This window comes from Synechococcus sp. YX-04-1 (assembly GCF_030546365.1).
GTDB lineage: Bacteria > Cyanobacteriota > Cyanobacteriia > PCC-6307 > Cyanobiaceae > Parasynechococcus.
The window spans coordinates 59,310-84,462 of sequence record NZ_JAUONZ010000001.1; the positions used below are offsets into that span (position 1 = coordinate 59,310).

At 63.1% G+C, this 25,153-nt stretch carries 24 protein-coding genes and 1 tRNA gene; 13 read left to right on the forward strand and 12 right to left on the reverse strand.

Translation table 11 applies throughout. From position 1 onward, the window contains the following. Window positions 1-2: 2 nt before the first annotated feature. Together Q3Y53_RS00345 and purH are read right to left on the reverse strand one after the other, a co-directional pair. Window positions 3-461 carry a DUF4079 domain-containing protein gene (locus Q3Y53_RS00345; protein WP_303531526.1) on the reverse strand — a complete coding sequence of 153 codons (459 nt, stop codon included), beginning with the start codon at window positions 459-461 and terminating at the stop codon, window positions 3-5. Between the two features lie 54 nt (window positions 462-515). Further along, window positions 516-2,078, reverse strand: a complete 1,563-nt coding sequence (gene purH, locus Q3Y53_RS00350; protein WP_303531528.1) for a bifunctional phosphoribosylaminoimidazolecarboxamide formyltransferase/IMP cyclohydrolase — start codon at window positions 2,076-2,078, stop codon at window positions 516-518. A gap of 56 nt (window positions 2,079-2,134) precedes the next feature. Here purH and Q3Y53_RS00355 point away from each other — a divergent pair, with 56 nt between their 5' ends. After that, entirely contained in the window at window positions 2,135-2,707 is a 573-nt protein-coding gene (locus Q3Y53_RS00355; protein ID WP_303531531.1) for an alpha/beta hydrolase, read from the forward strand. Here Q3Y53_RS00355 and Q3Y53_RS00360 read toward each other — a convergent pair whose 3' ends face one another. Next, window positions 2,708-3,076: a DUF3155 domain-containing protein gene (locus Q3Y53_RS00360; protein WP_186494443.1), complete on the reverse strand. Its 369-nt coding sequence runs from the start codon at window positions 3,074-3,076 to the stop codon at window positions 2,708-2,710. Between the two features lie 340 nt (window positions 3,077-3,416). Between Q3Y53_RS00360 and Q3Y53_RS00365 the strand changes: the two genes are divergently transcribed. After that, window positions 3,417-4,538 carry a sensor histidine kinase KdpD gene (locus Q3Y53_RS00365; RefSeq protein WP_303531537.1) on the forward strand — a complete coding sequence of 374 codons (1,122 nt, stop codon included), beginning with the start codon at window positions 3,417-3,419 and terminating at the stop codon, window positions 4,536-4,538. Here Q3Y53_RS00365 and cobS read toward each other — a convergent pair. Next, window positions 4,498-5,268, reverse strand: coding sequence for an adenosylcobinamide-GDP ribazoletransferase (cobS, locus tag Q3Y53_RS00370; protein ID WP_226424948.1), 771 nt, complete (start codon window positions 5,266-5,268; stop codon window positions 4,498-4,500). The genes Q3Y53_RS00365 and cobS overlap by 41 nt on opposite strands. Window positions 5,269-5,297: 29 nt before the next feature. Between cobS and tgt the strand changes: the two genes are divergently transcribed. Next, window positions 5,298-6,416 (forward strand): tRNA guanosine(34) transglycosylase Tgt, encoded by a 1,119-nt coding sequence (gene tgt, locus Q3Y53_RS00375; protein ID WP_226424947.1) that lies wholly within the window; start codon window positions 5,298-5,300, stop codon window positions 6,414-6,416. A 31-nt stretch (window positions 6,417-6,447) separates the two neighbouring features. Continuing rightward, complete coding sequence (locus Q3Y53_RS00380) at window positions 6,448-6,591, forward strand: photosystem II reaction center protein K (RefSeq protein ID WP_025362038.1); 144 nt, start codon at window positions 6,448-6,450, stop codon at window positions 6,589-6,591. Between the two features lie 4 nt (window positions 6,592-6,595). Here the strand turns inward: Q3Y53_RS00380 and Q3Y53_RS00385 are convergent, their stop codons facing one another. Further along, window positions 6,596-7,330, reverse strand: a complete 735-nt coding sequence (locus Q3Y53_RS00385; protein WP_303531549.1) for a WecB/TagA/CpsF family glycosyltransferase — start codon at window positions 7,328-7,330, stop codon at window positions 6,596-6,598. Between the two features lie 48 nt (window positions 7,331-7,378). Here Q3Y53_RS00385 and Q3Y53_RS00390 point away from each other — a divergent pair, with 48 nt between their 5' ends. Further along, on the forward strand, window positions 7,379-10,555 hold the full coding sequence (locus Q3Y53_RS00390) for a glycoside hydrolase family 15 protein (protein WP_303532720.1): 3,177 nt from the start codon (window positions 7,379-7,381) through the stop codon (window positions 10,553-10,555). A 15-nt stretch (window positions 10,556-10,570) separates the two neighbouring features. Here the strand turns inward: Q3Y53_RS00390 and Q3Y53_RS00395 are convergent, their stop codons facing one another. From Q3Y53_RS00395 to Q3Y53_RS00410, 4 genes are all read right to left on the reverse strand, one after another. Next, window positions 10,571-11,578, reverse strand: a complete 1,008-nt coding sequence (locus tag Q3Y53_RS00395; RefSeq protein ID WP_303531552.1) for a Gfo/Idh/MocA family protein — start codon at window positions 11,576-11,578, stop codon at window positions 10,571-10,573. Between the two features lie 37 nt (window positions 11,579-11,615). After that, window positions 11,616-12,899, reverse strand: coding sequence for a hemolysin family protein (locus tag Q3Y53_RS00400; protein ID WP_303531555.1), 1,284 nt, complete (start codon window positions 12,897-12,899; stop codon window positions 11,616-11,618). Window positions 12,900-12,912: 13 nt separating this feature from the next. Continuing rightward, window positions 12,913-12,985: transfer RNA gene (locus tag Q3Y53_RS00405), tRNA-Ile, on the reverse strand. A gap of 12 nt (window positions 12,986-12,997) precedes the next feature. Next, window positions 12,998-13,498, reverse strand: a complete 501-nt coding sequence (locus Q3Y53_RS00410; protein ID WP_303531557.1) for a hypothetical protein — start codon at window positions 13,496-13,498, stop codon at window positions 12,998-13,000. Window positions 13,499-13,554: 56 nt separating this feature from the next. On the opposite strand from Q3Y53_RS00410, the gene pyrE reads away from it, so the two are divergent. Next, the gene (gene pyrE / locus Q3Y53_RS00415; protein ID WP_303531559.1) at window positions 13,555-14,127 is read left to right on the forward strand and encodes an orotate phosphoribosyltransferase; all 573 of its coding nucleotides are present in this window, start codon (window positions 13,555-13,557) and stop codon (window positions 14,125-14,127) included. Then, window positions 14,124-14,918, forward strand: coding sequence for a glycine cleavage T-protein (locus tag Q3Y53_RS00420; protein WP_303531561.1), 795 nt, complete (start codon window positions 14,124-14,126; stop codon window positions 14,916-14,918). Before pyrE ends, Q3Y53_RS00420 begins: the two co-directional genes overlap by 4 nt. On the opposite strand, the gene Q3Y53_RS00425 is transcribed toward Q3Y53_RS00420, so the two are convergent. Further along, window positions 14,900-16,375, reverse strand: coding sequence for a TM0106 family RecB-like putative nuclease (locus Q3Y53_RS00425; RefSeq protein WP_303531562.1), 1,476 nt, complete (start codon window positions 16,373-16,375; stop codon window positions 14,900-14,902). The genes Q3Y53_RS00420 and Q3Y53_RS00425 overlap by 19 nt on opposite strands. 53 nt (window positions 16,376-16,428) lie before the next feature. Here Q3Y53_RS00425 and Q3Y53_RS00430 point away from each other — a divergent pair, with 53 nt between their 5' ends. The 6 genes from Q3Y53_RS00430 (at window position 16,429) to Q3Y53_RS00455 (ending at window position 23,391) form a co-directional block, all read left to right on the forward strand. Then, a complete protein-coding gene (locus Q3Y53_RS00430) occupies window positions 16,429-17,892 on the forward strand; it encodes a phosphoglucomutase/phosphomannomutase family protein (protein ID WP_303531565.1) in 1,464 nt (487 codons plus the stop codon). Then, window positions 17,889-18,470 (forward strand): RdgB/HAM1 family non-canonical purine NTP pyrophosphatase, encoded by a 582-nt coding sequence (rdgB, locus tag Q3Y53_RS00435; RefSeq protein WP_226424938.1) that lies wholly within the window; start codon window positions 17,889-17,891, stop codon window positions 18,468-18,470. Before Q3Y53_RS00430 ends, rdgB begins: the two co-directional genes overlap by 4 nt. A 69-nt stretch (window positions 18,471-18,539) precedes the next feature. Continuing rightward, complete coding sequence (locus tag Q3Y53_RS00440) at window positions 18,540-19,577, forward strand: class I SAM-dependent methyltransferase (RefSeq protein ID WP_226424937.1); 1,038 nt, start codon at window positions 18,540-18,542, stop codon at window positions 19,575-19,577. Further along, a complete protein-coding gene (locus tag Q3Y53_RS00445) occupies window positions 19,577-20,632 on the forward strand; it encodes a Glu/Leu/Phe/Val dehydrogenase dimerization domain-containing protein (RefSeq protein ID WP_226424936.1) in 1,056 nt (351 codons plus the stop codon). Before Q3Y53_RS00440 ends, Q3Y53_RS00445 begins: the two co-directional genes overlap by 1 nt. Continuing rightward, a complete protein-coding gene (locus Q3Y53_RS00450; RefSeq protein WP_303531575.1) occupies window positions 20,629-21,819 on the forward strand; it encodes an FAD-dependent oxidoreductase in 1,191 nt (396 codons plus the stop codon). The genes Q3Y53_RS00445 and Q3Y53_RS00450 overlap by 4 nt, the downstream gene beginning before the upstream one ends. An 18-nt stretch (window positions 21,820-21,837) precedes the next feature. Continuing rightward, a complete protein-coding gene (locus Q3Y53_RS00455; protein ID WP_303531577.1) occupies window positions 21,838-23,391 on the forward strand; it encodes a BCCT family transporter in 1,554 nt (517 codons plus the stop codon). 12 nt (window positions 23,392-23,403) lie between these two features. Here the strand turns inward: Q3Y53_RS00455 and Q3Y53_RS00460 are convergent, their stop codons facing one another. Together Q3Y53_RS00460 and Q3Y53_RS00465 are read right to left on the reverse strand one after the other, a co-directional pair. Then, window positions 23,404-24,105, reverse strand: a complete 702-nt coding sequence (locus Q3Y53_RS00460; RefSeq protein ID WP_303531579.1) for an SIMPL domain-containing protein — start codon at window positions 24,103-24,105, stop codon at window positions 23,404-23,406. Window positions 24,106-24,217: 112 nt separating this feature from the next. After that, window positions 24,218-25,135, reverse strand: coding sequence for a hypothetical protein (locus Q3Y53_RS00465; RefSeq protein ID WP_303531582.1), 918 nt, complete (start codon window positions 25,133-25,135; stop codon window positions 24,218-24,220). Window positions 25,136-25,153 lie beyond the last annotated feature (18 nt).

Genomic DNA, 25,153 nt, shown 5'->3' on the forward strand with positions numbered 1-25,153 from the left:
CTTCAGCGGTTGGTCCAGATCTTGTTGACGATCTCCATACCGCTGACGGCCTGCCAAAGGAACAGCGTGAGCATGCCCATGTTCAGGCCCACATGAGCCTTACGCGCGATCACATTCCCACGCTGCATAAGGGGTGAGAGCGACGCGGCAACGGCGATCATCCCGGTCATCGCCAGACCCACCAAAAGGTGCGGACCGACGAACAACTTGCCATTGTTCAGATAGGTGACCGCCATGCCACCCAGCGTGCCGAGCGTCATCACAGCCAGCAGGATGCTGCCCCAGAGGTAATGGCGCTGGGCGAACTTCTTCGGCACCAGCTCTTTGCGCTGTTCTGCGGAGCCGGTGCGGGTTTTCTTGACCTTGATCCCCAGGTACAGAGCCCAACCACCAACGGCGAGCAGGCTCCACTCCGCGAGGGGGTGAGCGAAATTGAGGCTGAAGGGGAGGGTGGCGAGCATTGAAGGGAACTCTTCAGTGTCGCGAGGCTAGGGGGCCGGCGGCCCCCACCAGCATCAGTGCAGAAAATGGCGGCGCCCCGTGAGCTGCATCGCCAGGCCAAGCTCATCGCAGGCCTTGATCGAATCGCCATCGCGCATGCTCCCTCCGGGATGAATCACGGCGGTGATGCCGTGGCTGGCAGCCAGACGCACCGTGTCGTCAAACGGGAAAAAGCCATCACTGGCCAGAACGGCTCCCTGGGCTTTCTCACCTGCCGCCTCCAGGGCAATCCGGGCTGAGCCCACGCGATTCATCTGCCCGGCACCCACGCCAAGGCTCTGCCCATCCTTGGCCACAACGATGGCGTTGGAGCGAACATGACGCACCAGACGCCACGCAAATTCAAGGTCCAGCTTCTCCTGCGGTGTTGGCGGCCGCTGGCTGGCCACGCTCCAGTCGGCCGGCGTGATCACCTGGTCATCAAGATCCTGAACCAGGAGACCGCCAAGGATGCTCCGCACGTGATCGGGGCCGGCCGCATCAATAGCCTGCGGAGCCAGCTCCAACAGGCGCAGATTGGCTTTGGCCGCCAGCACCTCCCGCGCCTCGGGAGTGAAGCCCGGTGCAACGACACACTCCAGGAACAGGCTGGTGAGCTCACGGGCCGCCGTGGCTTCCACCACACCATTCACGGCGATGATGCCGCCGAAGGCACTCACCCGATCGGCATCCAGGGCCCGCGTTAGTGCTGCAGGAATCGAAGCTCCAATCGCCACACCACAGGGATTGGTGTGCTTGACGACCACGGCCGCAGGTTGCAACGCCGGCGCGGAGCCGTCAACTCCATAGCCGAACTCCCGCACCGTGGCGAGGGCCGCCTCGAGATCCAGAAGGTTGTTGGTGCTCAGCTCCTTGCCCTGCAGCTGAATGGCACCACCCCAACCCTGTTTGGGATGGCTGAACCAGCGCGCTTTTTGGTGGGGGTTTTCGCCGTACCGCAGGGTCTGCCGCAATGGCACCGCCTCCAACCAAGGGCTGTCTTCCGCGGCGTTTTGCTCGGCCATCCAGCGGCTGATCGCGGTGTCGTATGAAGCGGTGTGCTGGAACGCTTCAAGGGCGAGTTGGCGCCGCAGCTCTGAAGGCACACTCCCGCCCGTCTCCGCCATGGCGGTCAACAGACGGTCGTATTGGTCAGGGCTGGTGAGCACAGACACATCGGCATGATTTTTGGCAGCCGCCCGCACCATGGCGGGGCCACCGATGTCGATGTTCTCGATCGCCTGATCCCAGGTGACGTCAGGCCGAGCAATCGTTTCGCGGAAGGGATAAAGGTTGACCACCACCACATCGATGGGGGCAATGTTCTGCTGCTCAAGATCGGCTTGGTGGGACGCGTCACCCCGCTTGGCCAGAATTCCGCCATGCACCCTTGGATGGAGCGTTTTCACACGACCGCCAAGAATTTCTGGGGCCCCGGTGTGCTCTGAAACACGGGTCACTGGAAGACCTGCCTGCTCGAGCACCTTGGCCGTGCCCCCACTGGAGAGCAGCTGATAGCCATGGGTCCGATGCAGGGCCTCCGCCAGGGGCACCAGCCCGGACTTATCGGAAACACTCAGCAGAGCGACAGGAGCCATCGAAGGGTCGTGACTGGGTAGTGAGCCAACCTACGCAGCAGTGATCTTGATGACCTATGGATGGCCGGCTTGTGCTGCTCCACGGCTGGGGAGCCAATGGAGAGGATCTCAAGCCCCTGGGCGATCGCCTGGCGCGCGAGTGCTCAAAAACCCTTGATGTGGTTTGCCTTGAGGCCCCTGAACTCCATCCCGACCAACCTGGAGGACGCCAGTGGTATGGCCTATTCCCAGCCCAATGGGACGCCGTACCCGCGGCCGTTGAGCGCCTCAAGGCTCAACTTCAGAGCCTAAACAGTTCAGGCCTTGGACTCGAACGGACGGTGGTTTTCGGCTTTTCCCAGGGGGGGGCCATGGCTTTGGAGAGCGGCTGCGTCCTGCCCATCGCAGGGTTGATCAGCTGCAGCGGCTATCCGCACCCGAACTGGGCTCCACCCCAGCAACACCCCCCTGTGTTGCTGATGCATGGTTCAGATGATCCGGTGGTGCCGTTCGAGGCCATGCCAGCGATCGCTTCGCAGTTGCAGCCCGATCGCTGTCAGACGCTTCCATTCAAAAACGGCCACACCATCCCTGATGAGACGATGCAGCCGATCCTGTTGTTTATTGAACGTGTTCTAGAGAACGCCTGATCAAACGAAGGCGTATTCGTACTCCTCCATTTCCTCCCAATCATCAGCGCCAAGCTCGAGGCCTTCAAAGAGCTTGTCTTCACCGATGGAATCAACAATCGTGCGCAATGACGGGAAGAGGAAGTGGTTCTCTTCGGCGTATTGGGCACTGAACAGACCCTTCTCACCCCAGAAGAAACGGTCGGTGGTGTGCTCGTTGCGGCGCACGTTCAGCAGAGCCGGAGGCACCATGGCCGCTTCTGCGATGTAGCGGCGAGCGGCCGTAACAGGCTTGTACTCACCGGTCTCAAGGTGATGGGTTGGCACATGGGCCAGGACCCGCTGACCTGCCAGACGACGACGGCTAATGCGCTTGCGCTTCTTGGACATGGAAGGGCTCCGGTACGAAAGGAAGAACGGGGTGGATCGTCAGAACAAACAGGTGCCGTCGGCGCGAAAACGCCAGACGCAAGGGGAGCGTCAAGGCAATTGCAGACACACCACAATCACCGGCAGGACGCCAACACCCAAGCGGGAACCAGCTGAGGACACTGCAACCTCTGCTGTAGCTTTGGTCGCAAAGCAATTGCAACCTTTGTGAGGGCTGGCGGACGTCTGTTCATGATGAACAGCGTCTCGGTCGATAAGAGGATCTTAAGACTTTTCCCAGATTTTTCAAGTCCCCCTGGCGCAGGCTTGCCCAAGCACCTGAATTGATCGTCCGGAACTGATGCAGCTCACCGATCGATTCTTCGATTTCACCGATCAACAGCTGGCTGATCTAATCGCAGAAGAAGGCATTCAGCATCTGGGGCTGTACGTCAGTGCGCCACCCAATCAGCAAGGCCCGCCCTTGCTGCTGATCCGGCAATGGTCTACCAATAAACGATCTCTTCCCCCTGCCGACGCAGACCCGAACCTGCGCCTGCCGCACGAGAGTCGGCGCTGGTATCCCCTCCAGGATGCCGGCCTGATCCTGGGAGCACTGCGCGCCGATCTGGATCCGCGACGGAGTTGGACGCTGACCCTGGACCAACGGATGCGGCGCAGTGCTGCCGCGATCAGTCACGCCCTGGGGCGAGACCTGGAATGCCTGCAACTGCGCCAGGAACTCAGCCAACAAAACGATCAACTGCGCACCCTTGTGCACCAGTTGCGCAATCCACTGGCGGCCCTGCGCACCTACGCCCAACTGCTGCTGCGGCGGCTGGAACCAGACAGCTCCCACCGTGCACTTGTGGAGGGGATGCTCTCGGAGCAACGCCAACTCGGCCAGTACATCGACGTGCTCGATGGCCTCGGGCAGCAACGTCTCCCGCAACAGGAGCCCCTTGGCCCCACCTTGCTGCCCCCCGGCCCTGCCGAAGGCGAGGCAACCATGCAAACGCTGCTGATGCCTCTGCTGGAGCGAGCGGAAGCGACGGCAAGCCTGCAGGGTCGCCCCTGGCAGGGTCCGGACCTGTGGCCCCAGTGGATTCATCAGCCATCCCAGGACGGAACGATCGCAGAGATCGTCGCCAACCTCCTTGAAAACGCCTTCCGCTACAGCCCAGCGGGATGCATCGTGGGCCTGTGTCTGTTGCCCGACGGGCTCTGCGTCTGGGACGACGGGCCGCCGATCCCCCTGGAGGAGCGCGACCTGATTTTCGAGCGGGGAGCGCGGGGGTCCACCGGACAGGACCGAGCGGGCACCGGCCTTGGACTCGCCCTTGCACGCTCCCTGGCGGAGCAGCAGGGCCGCAACCTCACGCTCTGCGTGGAGCCTTCCACGATCGCTCCGGATCTGCCCACTCAGGGCAATGCCTTCGTCCTCAACTGGCCGGCAGAAGCAAGGCCAAACCCAACAACGTGATCATCTCGGTGAGCACAAGCACCGCTCCATAACTGTCACCGGTGTGCCCCCCCAGGCGTCGCCCGAGGGTCTGGGCGACAAGGATCGCCACAACGCCCCCCAGGAAAAGGGGCATGGGCCCCACCAAACCAGCCAACACAACCACCACCAACAACGCGGGCAAGGCGTCCCAGAGCGGCCTGCCGTGATCGCGATGAAACGCAGCAGTTCCATCAGAGCGGAGGTAGTCGAAACGTGCCATGGCCCAGAGCGGTGCCACCCGAGCCCAGAACGCAGCCAGGCAGAGCCCGAGCGGGGCCTGCCCCCCTAGCTGAATTAAGGCCCCAACCTGCAACAGCAGCACCATCACAAGAGCCAGCACGCCACTCGCGCCCACCCGGCTGTCCTCCATCGCCTCGAGCCGCCGCTCCGCTGGAGCCCCGAGGCCATCTGCCGTGTCGATTAAGCCGTCGTGGTGCAACCCACCACTGAGTTGGATTCCAAGAGCCACCACGCAGGGGGCACAGGCAGCCAGAGGCCAACCAAGCCTGGACAAACCGATCCAGAGCACCCCCTGGAGCGCACCGATCAGCAGCCCCATCCAGGGGGCGAAGCGGGCAATGCGCTGAAACGAGGGCTGCGGCCAGGGCCATGCGGGCAGCACTGTGTAGAAGATCCAGGCTCCCGCCAGATCAGAAAGCCAGGGGGGAACGATCCTGGGAATGGCGCGATGGATGCAATCGGCCCTCACCGTAGGGTCATTGCAGGGGCGGATCAGTCGTGTTCGGCTTCGAGATCAACGCGCATTGCGCCAACACATCAGCACGGTGCGGCACCTTTGAGACCCCGCATGGGCCGGTGCACACACCACGCTTCATGCCGGTGGGAACCCTGGCCACCGTCAAGGGCATCAGCACCGAACAACTGGGGCGCACAGGGGCCCAGATGGTGCTCTCGAACACCTACCACCTGCATTTGCAGCCGGGTGAGGAGATCGTGGCAGCGGCCGGAGGCCTGCACCGGTTCATGGGCTGGGACGGCCCGATGCTCACCGACTCCGGCGGCTTTCAGGTGTTCAGCCTGGGGGACCTGAACAAGATCGATGACCGTGGCGTGGTGTTCCGAAACCCTCGCGATGGACGCACCATCGACATGACCCCGGAACATGCCACCCAAATCCAAATGGCCCTTGGGGCGGATGTGGCCATGGCCTTCGACCAATGCCCGCCCTATCCGGCGACGGAGAACGACGTCATCGATGCCTGTCGCCGCACCCATGCCTGGCTCGAGCGCTGCGTCACCGCCCACACCCGTGAGGATCAGGCGCTATTCGGCATCGTTCAGGGCGGTTGTTTCCCGCATCTGCGACGGGAAAGTGCGACAGCCGTCGCCTCCTTTGATTTGCCGGGCATCGCCGTCGGTGGCGTCAGCGTCGGTGAGCCCGTGGAGGAGATGCATCGCATCGTGCGGGATGTCACACCCCTGCTCCCCACACAAAAGCCCCGATACCTGATGGGCATCGGCACCTTGCGCGAGATGGCGATCGCCGTGGCCAACGGCATTGACCTGTTCGACTGCGTCTTGCCCACCCGACTCGGCCGTCACGGCACCGCCCTGGTGGGCGGCGAACGCTGGAACCTGCGCAATGCCCGCTTCCGACACGACCACACCCCCCTGGATCCGAGCTGCTCCTGTGTGGCCTGCACCGGCCACACCCGGGCCTACCTGCATCACCTGATTCGTAGCGAGGAGCTTCTGGGCCTCACCTTGTTGAGCATTCACAACATCACCCATCTGGTGCGTTTCACCTCGGCCATGGCACAAGCCATTCGAGACGGCTGTTTTTCAGAGGATTTCGCTCCCTGGGAGCCAGACTCTCCAGCCCATCACACGTGGTAGCGTCCAGCCCAACGCCTTTTTGATGCAAGGGATGGCCGCCTTCACCCTCGACCTGCTGGCACAGCTGCCCGAGGCCTATCAGGCCTTCTCTCCGCTGATCGACATTCTTCCGTTGATCCCGGTCTTCTTCCTGCTGCTGGCCTTCGTTTGGCAGGCCTCAGTGGGCTTCCGCTGAAGCTTCAGCTCAACCGGATCACCTTCAGAGCAAACGCTGGCAGCGACAGCATGCGTCGCCAGCGTGAAGGTTCCTGAATGAGCCGGTATAGCCACTCAATTTGCATCCGGCACATCCAGCCGGGGGCACGTTTTTTGATGCCGGCCCAAACGTCAAAACTGCCGCCGACACCCATCCAGAGTCCAGGCTGCCCTGACGCCACGCGTTCCGACCAGGTTTCCTGGCGCGGCACCCCCAGAGCCACCAAAACGAGATCCGGCTTCAAAGCCTTGAGCTGATCCTCAAGGCCCGGCCAAGCCTCAGGAGCTTGATAACCATCCACCGCGAGCGCCAGGGTGAGGCCACGGATGCGTCGCGGCAACTCCGCACGCAGCGTTGCCATCACCTCAGGTGATGCGCCCACCAGCGCCACGCGCCATCGATGGGCTGCGGCGTACTCCAGCAAGGTCCAGGCCAGCTCAATTCCCGCCGTTTTGACGACCCGGATCTTCTGACGGCCCAGGGCCCAAACCACTCCCGCTCCATCGGGGATCACCAGATCAGCCGTTCCGATCGCCTGACCCAGAGCGGCATCGGCCCGAGCCGACATCGTCATCTCAGCGTTCAGGGTGACGATGCGTCCGCCGCCCCGGGCATGCAGACCGAGGGCTGCAGCACAGACATCACGGCAGGCATCCACCGGCACGCCGAGCACCTGGCAGCGGCGACGGTCATCGGGAGCGGTGCTGACAGAGTCCATGGCCGTGGGGCTGCGATGGAGAATTTAGAGGCGGTGATGCATGAGGGCATGGTTGTGACGACGACGGAAACCCTTCCGCAGAACCACGCCACAACCCTTCAGCGGCTGGATCAATCCATCCAACGGGTGGTTCTCGATCGGCAGGACCCGATCAGCGGCCTGCTCCCCGCCAGCACCGCCCACACCATCCATGGCAACTACGGCGATGCCTGGGTGCGGGACTGCGTCTATTCGGTGCAGTGCGTTTGGGGACTGGCCTTGGCCCACCGCCGTCAGCAGGGGCAGAACAGCCTGCGCTCATGGGAACTGGAGCAGCGGGTGGTGGCCCTCATGCGCGGGCTGATGCGTTCGATGATGCGGCAGGCCGCGAAGGTGGAGCGCTTCAAGGAGAGCCTCAACCCCCTCGACGCCCTTCACGCCAAGTACGACAGCTGCACCGGCGAGCCAGTGGTGGCTGACGACGCCTGGGGACATCTCCAACTCGATGCCACCTCACTGTTCCTGCTGCAGCTGGCGCAATTAACCAAGGGCGGCTGCGCTGTGGTGCAAAGCCGTGACGAAGTGGATTTCCTCCAAAACCTGGTGCACTACATCGCCAGGGCCTACCGCACCCCCGACTACGGGATCTGGGAACGGGGCGACAAAGGCAATCATGGCCTGCCGGAGCGCAATGCCAGCTCAATCGGAATGGCCAAAGCCGCCCTAGAAGCACTCGATGGGCTCGACCTCTACGGCCCCCACGGCAACGGCAGCTGCATCCTGCTGATTCCCCAGGGAGCCATCGTGCGCCTCCGTCGGGCCCTGCAAGGGCTCCTGCCACGGGAATCCGCCAGTAAGGAAGCCGACAGTGCCTGCCTCTCGGTGATTGGTTATCCCGCCTGGGCGGTGGAGGATGCCGCCCTGGTGGAGCGCACCGGCCGTCGGATTCGACGGGAACTCGGCGGGGCCTACGGCTACAAACGCTTCCTCCGGGATGGTCACCAGACGGCGGTGGAAGACGTCAACCGCCTGCACTACGAACCGGAGGAGCTCGCCGCCTTTGAAGGGATCGAGTCGGAGTGGCCGTTGTTTCTGGCCTTCGAACTGGTCACTGCATGCTGCGAAAGGCGCTGGGACGAGGCCCGGCGCCTGCACAGCCAGCTCAAGACACTGGCCGTTGAACAGGACGGCGAACGTCTCTATCCCGAGCTCTATCAGGTCCCGGCCAGTGCGGTCGATCAGGAACGGCTGAATCCAGGCAGCCAAGAGCGGGTGGCCAACACCAACCTGCCGCTGATCTGGACCCAGAGCCTGGTGTGGCTCGGGGAAATGCTGATCGACGATCTGATCCGTCCAGAGGACATTGACCCCTGTGGCCGCAGGGAGCCGCAGCCGCTTGGCGCCGAAACCGTTCTCGTGGCGATGGCTGCTCAGACGGATGCCGTGCGCCAGGAGCTGCTGGCTGCAGAGGTGCCGATCGATCCGACCTCAGTGATTTCCGTGCAGTCGTCCGACGAGCTGAAGCAACGGTTGAAAGCCGCTGGCACCAATCCACGGCTTGAGCTCACTGGGCGCCCCGGGCACCGGGTGGAAACCGAGGACACGGCTCGGGTCTATCGCCAGGACGGCGCCATCAGTGTGTTCACCCCGTCGGTGCTGGAAGACGTCAGCAGCTATCTGGCCGATGACCCGGAGGAGCTGCTCGAGACCGTTGTGGACGAGCTGCATCTGCTGCAACGGCACTGGCGCGGCATGGGACGTCCCCTGCTGGTGATCCCCATTCGCGATGCGGCCCTCCAGCAGCATCGCGACGTGATCCTCAAACTGGCCCGACAACTCGGCAGGGGCGTCATTGAAAGCATCCCCGTCCGCTTGGGCTGCCTCAGTGAGCTGGTGGATCAGGCGCAGGAGGTGCAGCTGCCGCCGCTCCAACAGAAACCGGTGCAACGGTCCGAGCCACCCCAGCCGCTGCTGCGCGACGCCACTGATCTACGGGATCTGACCGCCGCAGAGGAGCAAGAGCTGGATGACACTCCAATCGAACAACTGAGCCAGCGCCTCTGGAGCAGTGGGCTGCTGCATGAACAGGCCGAAGTGCTCGAATTGCTGCAACGGCGCCTCGGCCCCCAGGGGATTCAACGCAGCCCCGAGGGCCATCCGGTGGCCCTGCACACCCTGCTTGAGGAGGTCTATCAACGGGGCTTGCGTTGTGAAGACTGGAACGTGGTGCGGCGCTGTGCTGGCGCCATGGGGATGGTCCATCCCCAGCTGGAAGATGCCCTCACCGACCTTCTCGTCCGCCAGAAACAGGTGGTGGTGGGCCGCAACTACACCGGCGACTCCAGGCTTCGTCAACCGATGGACAGTGCAGCCATCGCCCAACGGATTGAAACCACCAGCGGGATCGACGGCCGTGAACGCATGCTCGAACAGGAACTCCTGCTCGCCCTCGACAGCGTGGCGAGGCGGGAGCCAGCTCTACTGAAGGGCAGCCTCACCCTGCAACTGGGGCAGCTGTTGCTGCTGCTGACATCAGAGCTAGCCGTGGAGAAAATGCTCAGTCAGGACGAGGCCTTTGAAGCCCTCTGCAGCGAAGCACCCCACGCGATTCGCAAGCGCTTGCGCGCCGTGCTCTCCGATGTGGACCATGCCAGAGCAGCCCTGCAACGCGGCGAACAGCTGCACGTAAGCGGCCGAGTGCAGTGGTCAGTGCCTGACCCGTTAGAGGAAACACCGGGGGGTGGGGACTGGCTTCAGCACCGCATCCGCCTGGGGTCCTTCCAAAAAGTTCCCCGCGATTTCTATGCCGGGATCTGGTCGTTGCTGCAGCACTGCCGCGGCCTGGTGATCGGCGACAAGCTGGAGCGGCGCAATCGGCTCAACAGCCGACTCATTCTTGAGAAAACACCAGGGGAACGCAATTTCGCCGCCCAGGTCGACCATTTGCTCAGTCGGATCAAGGCGCCGGAATACCGCCAACTCTGCAGCGAATGCCTGCTCTCGCTGATGGCCTTCGTCGAAGCCAATCCAGAGGTGCGCTTCGAGGATGACCTGGCCCTCGACGTGGTGATCGGTCATGCCGTCCGGGTGGGTTGGCAACAGAGCCATCCCTCCCTCCGACCGGAGAACTACCCGCAACACAAGGCCCAGGCCTGGGGGCAGTTCTATCGATCCTCACCCGGTGACTGCCGCCGCTGGCAGGTCACGGCGTTGCGAGAACTGGCCGAACAACAAGGGCTGGTCTGATCCGAGCGATCGCACTCAGATCGGTGCGCACAGGGGCGCTCCCGTATCCGGATGTTCAACGGCCTGCTCGATCAGGTCTGCCAGCTTGAGGGCACGCGAGGCCTGAAGGCCATCCACCGCAGGGATTTCCCGGCCGTGCACGCACTGGAGAAAGTGCTCGAGCTCGGCGTAGAGCGGTTCGATCGAGGTGGTGCTCACCTCCTCGATGAAGCCGTCATTTCGATACAGCAGCTCACCGTGATCAGCGGAGTACCACTCATGGGCCCGGCGATGGATATGCAGGGTGTGGTTGAGGAAGTCCGTCTCCACCAGGCTCGAACGGCAGTGGGCACTGAGGCTGCGGATTTTGCGGTGGCTCATCTTGCTAGCCGTGAGGCTGGCCACTACACCGTTCTCGAAACCCAAAGTGGCGTTGACGTAATCGATCGGGCCTTCGGCACTGCGACCACCGGCAGCGGCAAGCCGCACCACGGGTGCCTTGGCCAACTCCAGCACGAGGTCGATGTCGTGGATCATCAGATCCAGCACCACGGAGACGTCATTGGCCCGATCGGAGTGGGGGCTGTGGCGACGCGCCTCGAGAACCACCACCTCCTCGTTGGCCACCACCTTGGTGAGCTCACGGAAGGCAGGGTTAAACCGCTCGATATGGCCCACCTGCAGAAGACACCCCGCCACTGAAGCAGCCTCGATCAGCGCAGTGGCTTCGTCCTGACTGGCTGCAATCGGCTTTTCGATCAGAACATGCACACCCGCACGCAGGCAGGCCAGACCGACGGGATGGTGCAACAGGGTGGGAACCGCGATGCAGACGGCCTCCACCTCCGAGAGCATGGAGTTGTAGTCGGCGAACCAGCGGCAGCCAAATTGCTCGGTAGCGAGCTTTCCACGATCAGCATCCGGATCCGCGACCCCTACCAGATCGGCATCCCGCAGAAGACTGAGCACCCGAGCGTGGTGCCAACCCATGTTGCCGATGCCGATCACCCCGACCTTGACTGGGGCCATGGGATCGGGAGACATCAGCAGAGGCGCTCGATTGGGGGAAGACTATCGGCCTTCAGTCGGATTCATCCTCTGAGCTGGGGAGAACAAGCCGGACCCGCTCGATGCGCGGCCCTGCCATGGCTGTGATCTCGAACTGAAGGCCGTTGAAATGAAGCCCTTCCCCCGCGGATGGAATGTGCTGGAGCCGCTCCAGCAGGAAGCCCGCCAGGGTGTGATGGTCATCGGCCTCGGGCAGATCGAGATCGAGCTGTCGGTTGAGCTCGAAGATCTCCAGATCTCCGGCCACCAGCCAGGCACCAGGGCAGTCCTTATCTTCGAGCAGATCCGGTTCGTCGGTCTCGCCGGGATCCTCATCACCAACGATTTCTCCAGTGAGATCCGCTGCGGTCACCAGACCCTCGGTGCCGCCGTGCTCATCCACCACCAGCAGCAGCGGCTGACCGCTGCGGATCATCGGCAGAAGCTCCGCCAACGTGCAGGTCTCCAGCACGGGCACCGCAGGCTGGAGGTAGGGCTCGAGCAGCGAATCGGCCTGGAGCTCCCCCCGTGCGATCGGTTCAGCCATCTGACGGAGATCCAGAACGCCGCGCACGTCATCCAGCGACTGGCCGATCACCGGGAAGCGGGCGTGGCGAGTGTGATGGACGGCCTCCATCATTTCCGCGAAACGGACCGTGGCCGGCAGGGTGACCATCCCTGAGCGCGGCACCATCACCTCCCGCACCTGGGTGTCCCGCAGAGCAAAGACACCTTCCAGGATGTTCTTCTCATCGGGGAACAATCCAGTCACTCGACCGGATTCCACGAGGGTTTCCAGCTCTCCAGCCGAAAGAGCTGGCACCAGCACATCCCATTGGGGAGCAAGGCCGAGCAGGCGCATCAGCAGCCCGGCCAGCGCCTCGAGCAGGTTGAGCAGCGGAGCCAGGCAGCGCATCACCACCTCCAGCAGCGGCACCAGTCGAAGCGCCGAGGATTCGGGACGGTTCAGCACCCAGGCCTTGGGCAACAAACCAGCCACCAGTGTGGCCAGCAGCACGATGCTGAGGAACAAAGCTGTGTCGCGCCAAGCCACACCCACAGACCCATCCGACCAGAGCCGACCGCCCAAACCGCGGCCAGCCCAGCCAAGAGCCACCAGCGCGAGGGTCGCACCCAGTTGAGACACCAGCAAAGCGCGCCGCAGGCGTCGCTGGAGACGCTGGATGGAACGGGCCCCGGCCTGCTGCTCCTCCACCAGCACTTCAACGCGGCTGGGGCGTAGCCGAAGCAGGGCCACCTCTGCAGCCGCAAAGAAGGCCGGCAGAACCAACAGAACAGCCAGCAGAAAAAGCCGCATCAACAGGGGGAAATGGGGGTCGCGAGGATCGAACTCGCCTTAGGCGAATTATGAGTTCGCTGCATTCACCAGATTGCTAGACCCCCTCGAACAGAGTGTTACCACAGGGGAGTCACGTCGGGGAAGTGATCCGCCATGGGCGCGTCCGGCACGGCTTCGATGGCTTCGGTGGCCGCCAGGCTGCCGTTGAACCCGCTCGAAATATCCAGAGTTCGCATCGGCAGCGGCGGACTCTGCTCCTCCAGCAGAGCTCCCGTCGTGTTCTGCAGTTCAGACCCATCCCAGATCAGCGTCTGGTCGGGGAAGCCGAAGCCCATGAACCGGTTCCCCTCGATGCCGCCAACCGCAATCCCCAGAACATCGGTCAATTGATGCAGGGGGTCCACGCCCCTGGCCATGGGCGAGGTCCAGGTGTAAAAGCGACGGTTGATCAGCTCAGTGGTGGTCTCCGTGGGATGGCACACCGTCACTTCGACGGGAGCCGAACCACTACCGGGCGGAGGAGCCTCAACGCTGGTGGTGCACACCAACGGGCCTGCCAACACCGATGAACCAGCGAGCAGGAGCAGGCTCGAGCGAAAGAACGACCGCAGCAGCACCGGATGAAACAGCTCTACACGCAAACTAAGGACATCTGCGAAGCGCGGCCAGTCCCATGCCTGAATCGTCGAGTGTCCCGACTGAGCGGGAGCAACTGCTGAACCGTCTGGCCAACCTGGCCTATCGACGTGGAGACTTCACCCTTGCCTCAGGCCGCAAGAGCGAGCACTACGTGAACTGCAAACCCGTGAGCCTGAGCGGTTCCGGCCTGGCCCTGATCAGCAGGGCGATGCTCACCCACGTGGAAGCGGATGCGGTGGCCGTGGCTGGTCTCACCCTCGGAGCAGACCCACTGGTCAGTGGTGTTGCCATGGCCGCCGCCGATCGAGGTCGGGAGCTTGATGCGCTGATCGTGCGCAAGGAAGCCAAAGGCCACGGCACCGGAGCCTGGCTGGAGGGTCCGCTACCAGCCCCCGGGGCCCTGATCACCGTGCTGGAAGACGTTGTCACCACAGGAGGTTCCTCTCTCAAGGCGGTCCGGCAGCTGCGCGACGCTGGTTACAAGGTGAACCGAGTCGTCACCATCGTCGACCGGGAGGAAGGGGGAGACGCCGCCATGACGGCTGACAATCTTGAGTTAATCAGCCTTTACAAGCTGTCTGAGATCGCCGCCTTCACGCCGGCATGAGCAAGTTGTTTTGGGACGCCCAGATCCCCTGGCTGCGGTTGAACGGCAGCGGAGCACGTCAGTTTCTTCAGGGGCAGACCAGTGCTGACCTCAACGCACTCAAATCCGGCGATCTGCTTCAGACCTGCTGGCTGACGGCAACGGGACGCTTGCGGGCCGTACTGGAACTTCGTTTAGATGCAGAGGGGGCCGATGTGATCGTTCTGGCGGGAGAGCCCTCTGCCGTTCAAACTGGATTCGATCAGGTGATCTTTCCAGCCGATCGGGTTCGCCTCCAACCCCTGGCCCAGTTGCGCCGACTGCAGTGGCTGGAGCCCAACGCTGCAGCCGTGTGGTGCGATCCGGAGGCGGCACTGCCAGAACCCTGGGCATCAGGAGAACCAGCCACCGCGAAGGCTTTGGAGCACTGGCGGCTCCAAAGCGGATTTCCCCCGGGGCCTGGTGAACTCAATGGCGAGACCAACCCCCTGGAACTGGGACTCGTCGCTCAGATCAGCACGGAGAAAGGCTGCTACCTGGGTCAGGAGACCATGGCCAAACTCATTGGCCAAGCGGGGGTGAAACAACAGTTGCGCTGTTGGAGCTGCCCCAGTCCGCTGGCAGCCGCCACCAAACTCACGCTGGATGGCATGCGAGCCGGGGTGATTACCAGTGCTCTCGAATGCAACGGCACTTGGCTTGGGCTAGCCCTAGTGCGACGCCAGTGCCTGGCCAGTCCAACGCTGGAGGGACCCAACAGAGAACAACTCCAGATCCGCAAACCTTGGGCTTTTCAGGATCCCGACGCCTGATCTTGTTCAAGCAACCAAGAGGCAACGGCCCAGGTGGCCAGGCAGTCGTCACGGTTGTAATCGAAGATCCAGCGCAGGCCGTGACTGTTGCCGCGTCGACCAGGTCCCTCGCCCTGCCACTGCCGCCACCACAGCAGGGCGCGGGCCCCGTCCACACCTGCCTGACTCCAGTGAAACCCCCGCCAACCGGCCACGGCCTTGAGGCCATAGCTGGCCAGGGGCAGGCGCCAGTGATGCCGCACCCGGGCATGCACATCCACCAACCGCTGACGAAGCTGCAGCACCTCGGCCTCAGCGGCACCCTGCCGCTCGGCCATACGCCTCAAGGCAAGGCTTTCTGTCTCCCCGTAATGAAGGATCGGCCAACCCCGATAGCGATTCAGCAACCGTTGCAAACGGAGCCAGCATCTGGCTTCACCGTGCTCCGCCAAGGCCAGGATCGGGTGGTACGCCACTGTCTCCAGATCCCAGTCCCCGCTTTCGCTTCTGGGCAATACCAGGAAACCGTGAAGGAAATCGTGACGGGCGTCGGGATCTGATTCGATGTCATAAAGCAGCACACCCGGGCAGTCCTGCAGTTCCGGAAGCACCGGTGCGGCGTCCAAACGGTCCACCCGTCCATCGCGCTGCGCCCGGGCCTGGGCCACCAGGGATGCGGCCACCTCACCATGCTGATCCCCAAAGCGTTGCAGCCGTTCGGCGAGCTGCAACGGATCAGCCGCGGCCAGATCAGACAGGCCACGAATCCCAAGCTCCAGCAACATCTCGCGCCGCTTGGCCCCGATGCCGCTGACCTCACTCAGATGCCCTTCCTCATCCGCCACGGCATTGCAGGCCAGCCGCCAGCTGCAAAGTGAGCACTTGCGCCGGTCGGCGGCCAGAGGAGGCGGGTCTGGCCGCTCGAGATCAACACTCAGTTTCCGCAGCGCTTCCGACAACTGTCGGCGCAGGCCACTGGAGAGATTCAGCCGCTCCTGTTCCAAACGCCGGCCGCCACCGCCGAGGACCAGCATGGACGGAACGTCACCCTGCTGCTCCTGCTCAAGCAGCAAAGCCATCAGCGCCAGAGGCAATTGATGTTCCCGGGTGGTGCGGCGGCCCTGACGGGCGAGCACGGGTTGATAGGCGAAGTCGCCCCAGCGGCTCTGGCCTTTAACCCGCCGCAGCAGTGGAGGATGCGCCTCCAAACGCTCACCGGATGAGCCAAGCCCCTTTAGGCGCAGACCCACCACGGCCTCGGCACCGGCAGCACAGGCGGCGAGGCCATGGCCTGGCTTACGGGGCATCAAGGCCACAAAACTGCGCTGCTGGTCGTCCAGCAGCAGATTGCGATGGGCCGTCCAGCGCCGCTCTGCTGGATTCCCGTGGCGATCGAGCCAGGCCTTGCGACGGCAACGCAGCCAACTGCGCAGCAACCGGTCGGTGAGGGCGTTGTCGGCAGGCGGGGTGTCACCCATCCGCCGACCTTACGGCTACCAGCTGCTAGATCCTCTGAAGTGCAGGCTGTGCCATGGCATCGGCTCCCCTCCCTCTGAGTCCAGCTCCGATCAAGTTCGGCACCGATGGCTGGCGCGGGATCACCGGCGTCGACATCACAGTTGAGCGGTTGTTGCCCGTTGCCGCTGCCGCAGCTCAGGAGCTTGCCCATCGCGCCCCCGAGGGTCTCAACAGCCGAACGGTGGTGATCGGTTACGACCGGCGCTTTCTGGCTCCCGAATTGGCGGAAGCCATCGCGGCCGCGGTGCGGGGCTGTGAACTCGAACCCCTACTCACCGACACCGCTGTACCCACGCCGGCCTGCAGCTGGGCCGTGGTGGAGCGCAAAGCCCTGGGAGCGTTGGTGATCACCGCCAGTCACAACCCGCCGGAATGGCTGGGGCTGAAAATCAAAGGTCCCTTTGGTGGATCGGTCGAAGGAGACTTCACGGCCGCTGTCGAACGACGCCTGGCCGCCGGGGGCATCACGGCACCGATCAAGGCGGAAGTCCCCCGGTTTGATGGGCGCGGCGAGCATCTCGAAGGGCTGCGCAGCAAGCTGGATCTGAGCGCCCTGGTGCATGGCCTCAAGGCCATCAACCTGAAGGTGATCGTCGATCCGATGCACGGATCAGCAGCCGGGTGTGTGACAGAGCTGCTCGGCCCTGCAGCTGCTGGCGTTGTGGAGGAAATCCGCAGCGAACGTGATCCCTTGTTTGGCGGTCATCCGCCGGAACCCCTGGCGCCCTACCTCGGGGAATTGATCACAGCGGTGAAAGCCTCAACCGCCGGGGGGACTCCTGCTGTGGGACTGGTGTTCGACGGCGATGGTGACCGCATCGCCGCCGTGGATGAAACCGGCCGGTTCTGCAGCACCCAGCTGCTGATGCCCCTGTTGATCGATCACCTGGCCCGGGCCCGCCAGCTGCCGGGCGCCGTTGTCAAAACCGTGAGCGGCTCCGATCTGATGCGGCTGGTGGCAGAGGCCCAGGGGCGCAAGGTTCTGGAGCTCGCGGTGGGCTTCAAATACATCGCGGCAGAGATGCTGGCCGGGGATGTGCTGATCGGCGGCGAAGAATCCGGTGGTGTCGGCTTCGGCATGCACCTGCCCGAGCGGGATGCCCTGTTCGCGGCGATGCTTGTGCTGGAAGCCCTGGTGGAAGGAGAGCAACCCCTTGGCGCGCGGCTGGATGCACTCCAGCAACAGCACGGAGGCAGCAGTCACTACGACCGACTCGACCTGCGCTTGGCCGACATGGAGGCGCGCCGACGGCTCGAGACGCTGCTGGACCAGAGCACGCCCTCGACCGTCGCCGGAGCCGAGGTGCTGGAGGTGATCAGCACCGACGGGATCAAACTGAGGATGGGACCGAACCACTGGTTAATGCTGCGCTTTTCCGGCACAGAACCGCTGCTGCGGCTCTACTGCGAAGGGCCTGATGCCGATCGAGTGAACAAGGTGCTCGCCTGGGCCAGACAGTTCGCGGAGGCCGCATGAAGACACTGGTGATCGCCAGCGGTAACGCCGGAAAGATTCGAGAATTCGAGGGCTTGCTGCAGGCCCTGCCCGTCACGGTGCGACCCCAGCCTGAAGGTTTGGAGGTCGATGAGACAGGCACCACCTTTGCCGCCAATGCCCGGCTCAAGGCTCAAGCGATTGCGGCCGCAACAGGGGAATGGTCTCTGGCCGATGATTCAGGCCTCAGCGTGGATGCTCTCAATGGCGCTCCGGGGGTTCATTCCGCCCGCTACGCCCCCACGGATCCAGAACGGATTGCCAGGCTGCTGAAAGCCCTGGACGGTTCAGACCAACGCCAGGCCTATTTCTGCGCCGCGCTCTGTGTCGCCGCTCCGGACGGCGCCATCCTGCTGGAGGTGGAAGGCCGTTGCGACGGCTTGATCACAGCCGCACCCCGGGGAGATCAGGGTTTCGGCTACGACCCGATCTTCGAAGTCGCTGGAACCGGCCGCACCTTCGCCGAGATGCATTTGGCGGAGAAAAAGCAGCACGGCCACCGCGGCAAGGCCTTCAGCCTCCTGGAACCCAAGCTGCGCCAGTTGCTCGGTGCATCCTGAAGAAGAACCACGGATACAAAGGCTCCTGGAGCATGGTCTGTACGGTGAAGCCTGCCGCTGACGAGGTCCATGGCCATCGCCATGACCACGGGTTACAGCGCGCAGACCGAGGGCGCTCTTCTCTGCATCGAAGCCGCCTCGGACTGGGCCTTGACTTGTGTGAATCAACTGGCTGTCGCAGACAGCCATGTCCTGATCGATTACGGAGCTGCCGACGGCGGAACTGCTGTAGGGCTCTGGAATCAGGTGCTGGATCGCCTGCATGCCAACCAGCCGAGTGCTCATCTGACGCTGATCGGTAACGACTTACCGAGCAACGACAACCTCGCTCTGGCAGAAAACCTGGCCCTGCAGATTCCCCGGGATCCGAAGCCAACAGTGCTGGTGAGTGCCCGCAGCTTCTACGAGCCCTCCGTGGCTCCGGACAGCGTGAGCTTCGGCTTCTCCGCAACAGCCATGCACTGGCTGAGCACCTCCCCCGGACCACTCGATAGCCACACCCACGTGCTGGCCTCCGGAGATGCCGATGCCCTTCAGCGTTTCACCGCCCAGGCGATGAAGGACTGGAACCACATCCTCGAACTGCGTAGTCGCGAGCTGAAGGTGGGCGGGCGACTGCTGACCGTGAACCTCTCACGCGATAACGAAGGACGCTATCTCGGTCATAACGGCGGCGAAACCCGCAATGTGCACGACCAATTGCACCAGATCTGGCGCGGCATGGCGGAAGAAGGTCTGATTAGCGCAGAGCAATACAAAAAAGGCACCGTTCTGAACTTCTACAAGTCCCCCGAGGAGTTCATGGCTCCGCTGAAGGACGCGAGCAGCGCCGCTTACTGCAACGGACTGCGCCTCGTGGACGAACGAACGGTCTATGTGAAGTGCCCGTACAGACGCCGCTGGAACGACAACGGTGACACAACCGCTTTCGCCGCCGGCCTAATGGCGACGATCCGCAGCTGGAGTCGCCACAGCTTTGCCAATGCTGCCGGAGACGCCGCTGCAGACACGGTGTACGAGCGTCTGCAACAGCGCATCGCCGAAACCCCCAGCGAGTGGAGTCTCGACTACGTCGAACACCACCAGATGATGGAGAAGGTGGCCTGATGAGCAGCGACAAGAAAACAGCGCCGACCGTGTCGGTACTGGCGGAACACGTCTCCGACCACCTCTCGGTGTTTGTCGTAGCGGAAGACACCGACGCCAAGCGCCCCGCCAACGGGGGCCTGCGCTTGCTCAATTACCCGAGCGACGAAGCCTGCATCGCTGATGGACAGCGGCTGGCGGGGTTGATGACCCACAAGCACGATCTTTACGGCACCGGTTTCGCTGGAGGCAAGATCGTTGCCCGGGCAGCGGAGCCCGATGCGGTCAAGGATGAACTGATCAGCGTCACCGCCGAGCTGCTGGAGTCGCTTGATGGCGCCATGATCACCGGCTGCGATCTCAACACCAGCCTGGAGGACATGGAGCGTCTGACAGCGCTCACCCCCCATGTGCTGGCGGCAGTTGGCAGCCCCGTGGATGCCAGTGCTGCCACCGCCCACGGCACCCTTGGTGCTGTGGAGGCCGTTCTGGACAAGGACCTCAACGACGCCCATCCCGGCCGGGCCCTCGTGCATGGCTGCGGTGCCGTTGGTGGCACCGTTGCCCGCCATCTCGTCGAGCACGGTTGGACCGTGTTCACCGTGGATCTTGATCGCGAGAGAGCCAGTTTTCCCGGCGCGACGCCGCTGCCGGACAGCTGCGCCTGGTGGGAGTTAGATCTCGACCTGCTGCTGCCCTGTTCCATCTCCGGGTTGATCAATACCGAAATGGCGACGGCCTTGAAGACCCCCGCCGTGGTTCCTGCAGCCAATGCCCCCTTCCAGCAACCGCAGTTGGCAGACGACCTGCGTCGCCGCGGTGTGCGTGTGCTGCCGGACCCTCTGGTGAATGCTGGTGCCGTGATCGCCGATTCGATCGAGCGGTTCTCCCCCGATGCCTGGAAGGACGCAGGCGCCACGGACGTCTATGCCTTCGTGCGCGATGAGGTGCGCCGGCGGGCCAGTGACTATCTCAATCAGCGCGAACAGGGTTTGTCGGTGGGTGCCGCCCTTGAGGAGGTGGCAGCGACACCCTCCACCGAACCCATCGGCCTCAGCTTTGGAGAGAGCGAATGAGCACGCCCACCTCACTGCCCAGCCGCGCAGCGGTCGTGATCGTCGGCGGCGGCATGGCGGGCCTGAGCTGCGCTGCATCCCTGGCCCGCCGCGGCGTGCGCGATGTGGTGCTGCTTGAAGCCAAGACTCTGGCCCACGCCAAGGCCAGCAGCTACGGCGAAACCCGGATGTTCCGGGAGATGTATTCCGACCCGGTGCTCTGCCGTCTGGCCCAGGAGGCCAATCGCCTTTGGCGGGAAGAGGAAACTCACGCCGGCGAGCAGCTGAGAGAGACCCACGGCCTGCTCTTCTACGGCGAAAGCTGGGATGAGGAAACGATCGAGGGATCGATCCCCGGGGCCCGCCGGGTCATGGACGATCAGGGAATCCCCTATGAGGCCCTCAATGCCGAACAGATCGCTGCCCGTTTCCCGCTGAAGCCAAAGACGGGTTTCACTGGCCTGTTCGAACCCACCGCCGGTGCCGTGCGCAGCGACAAAGTTGTCACCCACTGGATCAATACCGCCCGTAACGCCGGCCATCAGCTGATCGAGCACTGCCCAGTGGCCGGACTCGATCCCGATGGTGGAGGCGTCACCCTGCAGAGCGGCGAGCACATCGCCGCAAGCCAACTGGTGGTGGCCTGCGGGATCTGGAGCCAACTGTTGCTGGCCCCCCTCGGCTTGGCACCGAAACTGGAGGTGTGGCCGATGCTTTGGGCCCACTACACCGTCAACCCAGCACTCGCTGATCGCTACCCCCAGTGGTTCTGCTTCCAGCAAGAACGAGGCGACGATGGTGGCCTGTACTACGGCTTCCCCGTGTTGAGCCAAACGGCGGATGGCCGACCCCGGATCAAGGCCGGTATCGACTGGGCCCCACAAGAACTGCGGGTCGCCGCACCCAACGCCATGGCCACCGACCCACCAGCCCGACTGGTGGAGCTGCTCGACACCTTCCTGTTCAACGAATTGGAGGGAGTTCAGGAGCGAGTCGAGACCGTGATCAGCCCGTACTCCATGGCCAGCGATGTGAACTTCGTGCTGGATCGGCTCACCCCAAAGCTGAGTCTGTTTGCGGGGGGATCCGGCCAGGCCTTCAAGTTCGCTCCCCTGATTGGTGATTCTCTGGCACGCCTCGCCAGTGGTGAACAACCTGCAGTGGATCTCTCCTGCTGGAGCCACCAACGCGACGCCGTCCGAGCCTGACCTTTCACCCCTCATCCGATGTCTGACAACCCCGCAAACCAGCGTTCCTGGTGGCAACAGCCCCCTCTTTGGGTCGGCGCCATCCCCCTGCTGATTTTTCTGTTGGTCTCGGCCATCGACCTGGCTCTGGCCAAGCATTTCACCGAAGCCGGCAAAGCCGTGATCAGTGATGCCCTCGGCGGGGTCTGGCAGTGGATGGTGATGCTGCTGTTTCTGATCGCGCTGATCCTTGCCATCAGCCCCATCGGCAAACTCCGGCTTGGGGGAGCGGACGCCAAGCCGAGCTTCAAATTCTTCGATTGGTGCGCGGTGCTGATCTGCACCCTGCTGGCGGGAGGTGGTGTGTTCTGGTCCGCTGCCGAACCGCTGTATCACTTCCAAACACCATCACCGGTGTTTGAAGGGATCGAGCCCAGCACAGCCGCAGCGGTGGATCCCGCCCTGGCGGTGAGTTTTCTGCACTGGGGTTTCCTGGCCTGGGCTCTTGTAGCCACCACCACCACGATCACCTTCTCGATCCTCGAACGACGCGGTGAACCCCTTCGTCCCCGCACCCTCCTGGTGAACATCGTGCCGCGCTCCTGGGTGGATGGCCCGATCGGTCACCTGGCGGATGGTTTTTCCGTGGTGGCCGCGATCGCGGGCACCGTTGGCCCCTTGGGCTTCCTCTCGCTGCAGCTCAGCAATGCCGCAGGGCAACTGCCCTGGCTCACCGACAGTGCCGGCCTGCAATCCCTGGTGGTAGTGCTGCTGACGGCCGTCTTTGCAACATCCACCGTCAGCGGCATTCAAAAAGGCATCAAGTGGCTTTCGGAGCTCAATGTGTGGCTCACCCTGGCCATGGCGGCGGGCCTGCTGCTGTTGGGCCCAGGCCTCTGGCTGATTCAGCACTTCTTCAGCGGCTTCATCACATACCTGATCCATCTGCCGCAGATGGCCCTCACACCCAATGCCGTGCCGTCGAACTGGGTGAATGGCTGGACGGTGTTCTACTGGGGCTGGTTCCTGGGCTACGCGCCCTTGATGGGGCTGTTCACCGCCGGCGTCAGCCGAGGTCGCAGCATCCGTGAACTGGTGCTGGCAGTAGCCATCCTTTGTCCGATCGTGACCAACCTTTGGTTCACCCTGCTGGGAGGCACCGGATTGCATCTGGAGTTGGCCGGAGGCGGCATCAGCGAAGCACTCGCCCAAAACGGAGCCGCCGCTGCACTGCTGACCATCCTCAGCCAGCTGCCCCTGGCCGGCCTGCTGATTCCGATCGGCCTGCTGCTGGTGGTGCTGTTTATGTGCACCAGCGCCGACTCGATGAGTTACGCCGCGGCCATGGTGGTGAGCGGCCGCAACGAGCCCCCTGCGCTACTTCGCCTGTTCTGGGCCTTGATGATCGGCAGTCTCACCTTGGTGCTGCTGCGCATCGGCACGGGCCTGGGGGACAGCACTTCCATCGACGCACTTCAAGCCTTCATCGTGATTACCGCGGTGCCGGTCACCCCGCTGGTGCTGGCCACCCTCTGGAGTGCGCCAAGGCTGGCCTGGAAAGAATGGCGGCGGGGCACGGTCACTCCGCAGTGATCCCGATGCCAATCAACGCAGGCAGTAATCCAATTTGAGGGTGAGGCTCTGACTTGGCTTGGGAGCCTCCGCAGGCTTGAAGCTTGCTTCCCCCATGCGTGCAGCCATCGCCATGGGCCGATAGGTCGATCCACGCTGGTCAATTAGCAACAACTCCACCTTGCGCAGGCCGAGAGCCCGAGCTGTGGCCTGGGCGCGACGTCGCCCCGTGTCCAGAGCTTGCTTCAGCAACTGATCCGCCAATGAGGCACTGCTTTCGCTCGACGCCAAGGACGTCATTACCTGCAGTCGAACACCCGGCAAGCGACCGGCGGCCTGGATCAACGCGTCGTAATTGTCCCGGCTCACCTCGCCCGTGATGTTGGTGCTCGCCCGCTCCAGCCGTGGTCCCGAAGTGCCTCCCCCAATGGAGTAGCTGCGGGGTGCAGGGATCGTGAGCCGGCCCATCGCCAGGGGCTGAATGACCTGACGCGCCCCTGCCAACCGGGCGTTAAGGGCGCTCATCGCAGCGTCCTTACTGGCATGTTCAGCGTCGAGCCCGAGCGAAAAGCGAAAGCGATCGCTACGGCTCGTTCCACGCTCATTCACCTGGATCTGAAGCAGGGTGCCATTGCAAACGCGCTCCGCAGCCCTCATGGGGGATGGCGCAAAGACACTGAGGCCGAAGAGGACGGGCGCGGCGACGTTGACAGCGCCCCAGAGTCGATTCGTCATGCCGAGCCTTCCGTTGGGATCTCCATGCTGGCGAGCCTGGAGCCACAAACCCTGCTCAACCATGACCGGCCTGTGTCAAGCCGTGACTGACCCGGGAGCCCACCCGTCGCGCTCAGATAGCGGCGTCATACAGAGCAAAAAAACGACGCCGCAACAGCCAGGGGAAACGCAACTCCCGCAGCACACGGACCATGAGACGGCGCATCTCCTTGCGTTCCGCCTCGGTTTGAGGACCCGCATACACCCGTTGCGCGGCAGGCCGAACCGGGAAAAGACTGTTCCAACTCACACCCCAGTGCTCCTGGGCAAACGCTTCGTTGGAGCTGGCGTAAAAGGCTGAAACCCGATCTTGAAGCGGTTGATCGAAGCCATCAAATTTCTCGCCATCCCAACCGCGCTCGATGGCGAGATCACGGATGACCTTGCCCTTCCGCTTGAGCACTTCCGGGTCGAAACCCGTTTCCACCATCAAGCGACGGCAGAGGGCAGACATCCAGATTCCCCGGGCCCCGGGCTGGATGTTCTGCTTGGAGGAACGGCCCGCAAGCCAGCCCTGTTCACCCGCAGGAGTGTCCAGATCAAGGGCCTCAACAAGGGCCAGGAAGGGATCACTAATCGCAACCTGCTTGGACAAAGGAAGAAGCAACGTCGCAATCGCTGGGAAGCGACTCAGCACGCGAAATTTGGATGGATAAGCAATATTCCATGAATCAGAATCGTGCATAATGTAATCACAATATTGCTCAAAATCGGGGGCTTCACGAAACCTTCGCACCCGGTGCGCGTAAACCGAATTCAACCAGGACTGCTGGTCACGGACGAAGTAACTGACGCCTAATTTGAAGCCTTGTCGTTCAACCAAATCCTGCAATTTTCCTAAGACAGTTCGACTAAGGATGCGGTCATCCAAAGAGGAGCTGCTGAGCAAAACCCTGTTCAGCGAAGAAGGCAGCGTGGCAAGTGCCTCCTCAACTGGTTCATAGTTTTTTTCTGCAATGGCATTGGCGAGACGGTTGTTATCGCCATCCATCAACACACCCTGAGCAGC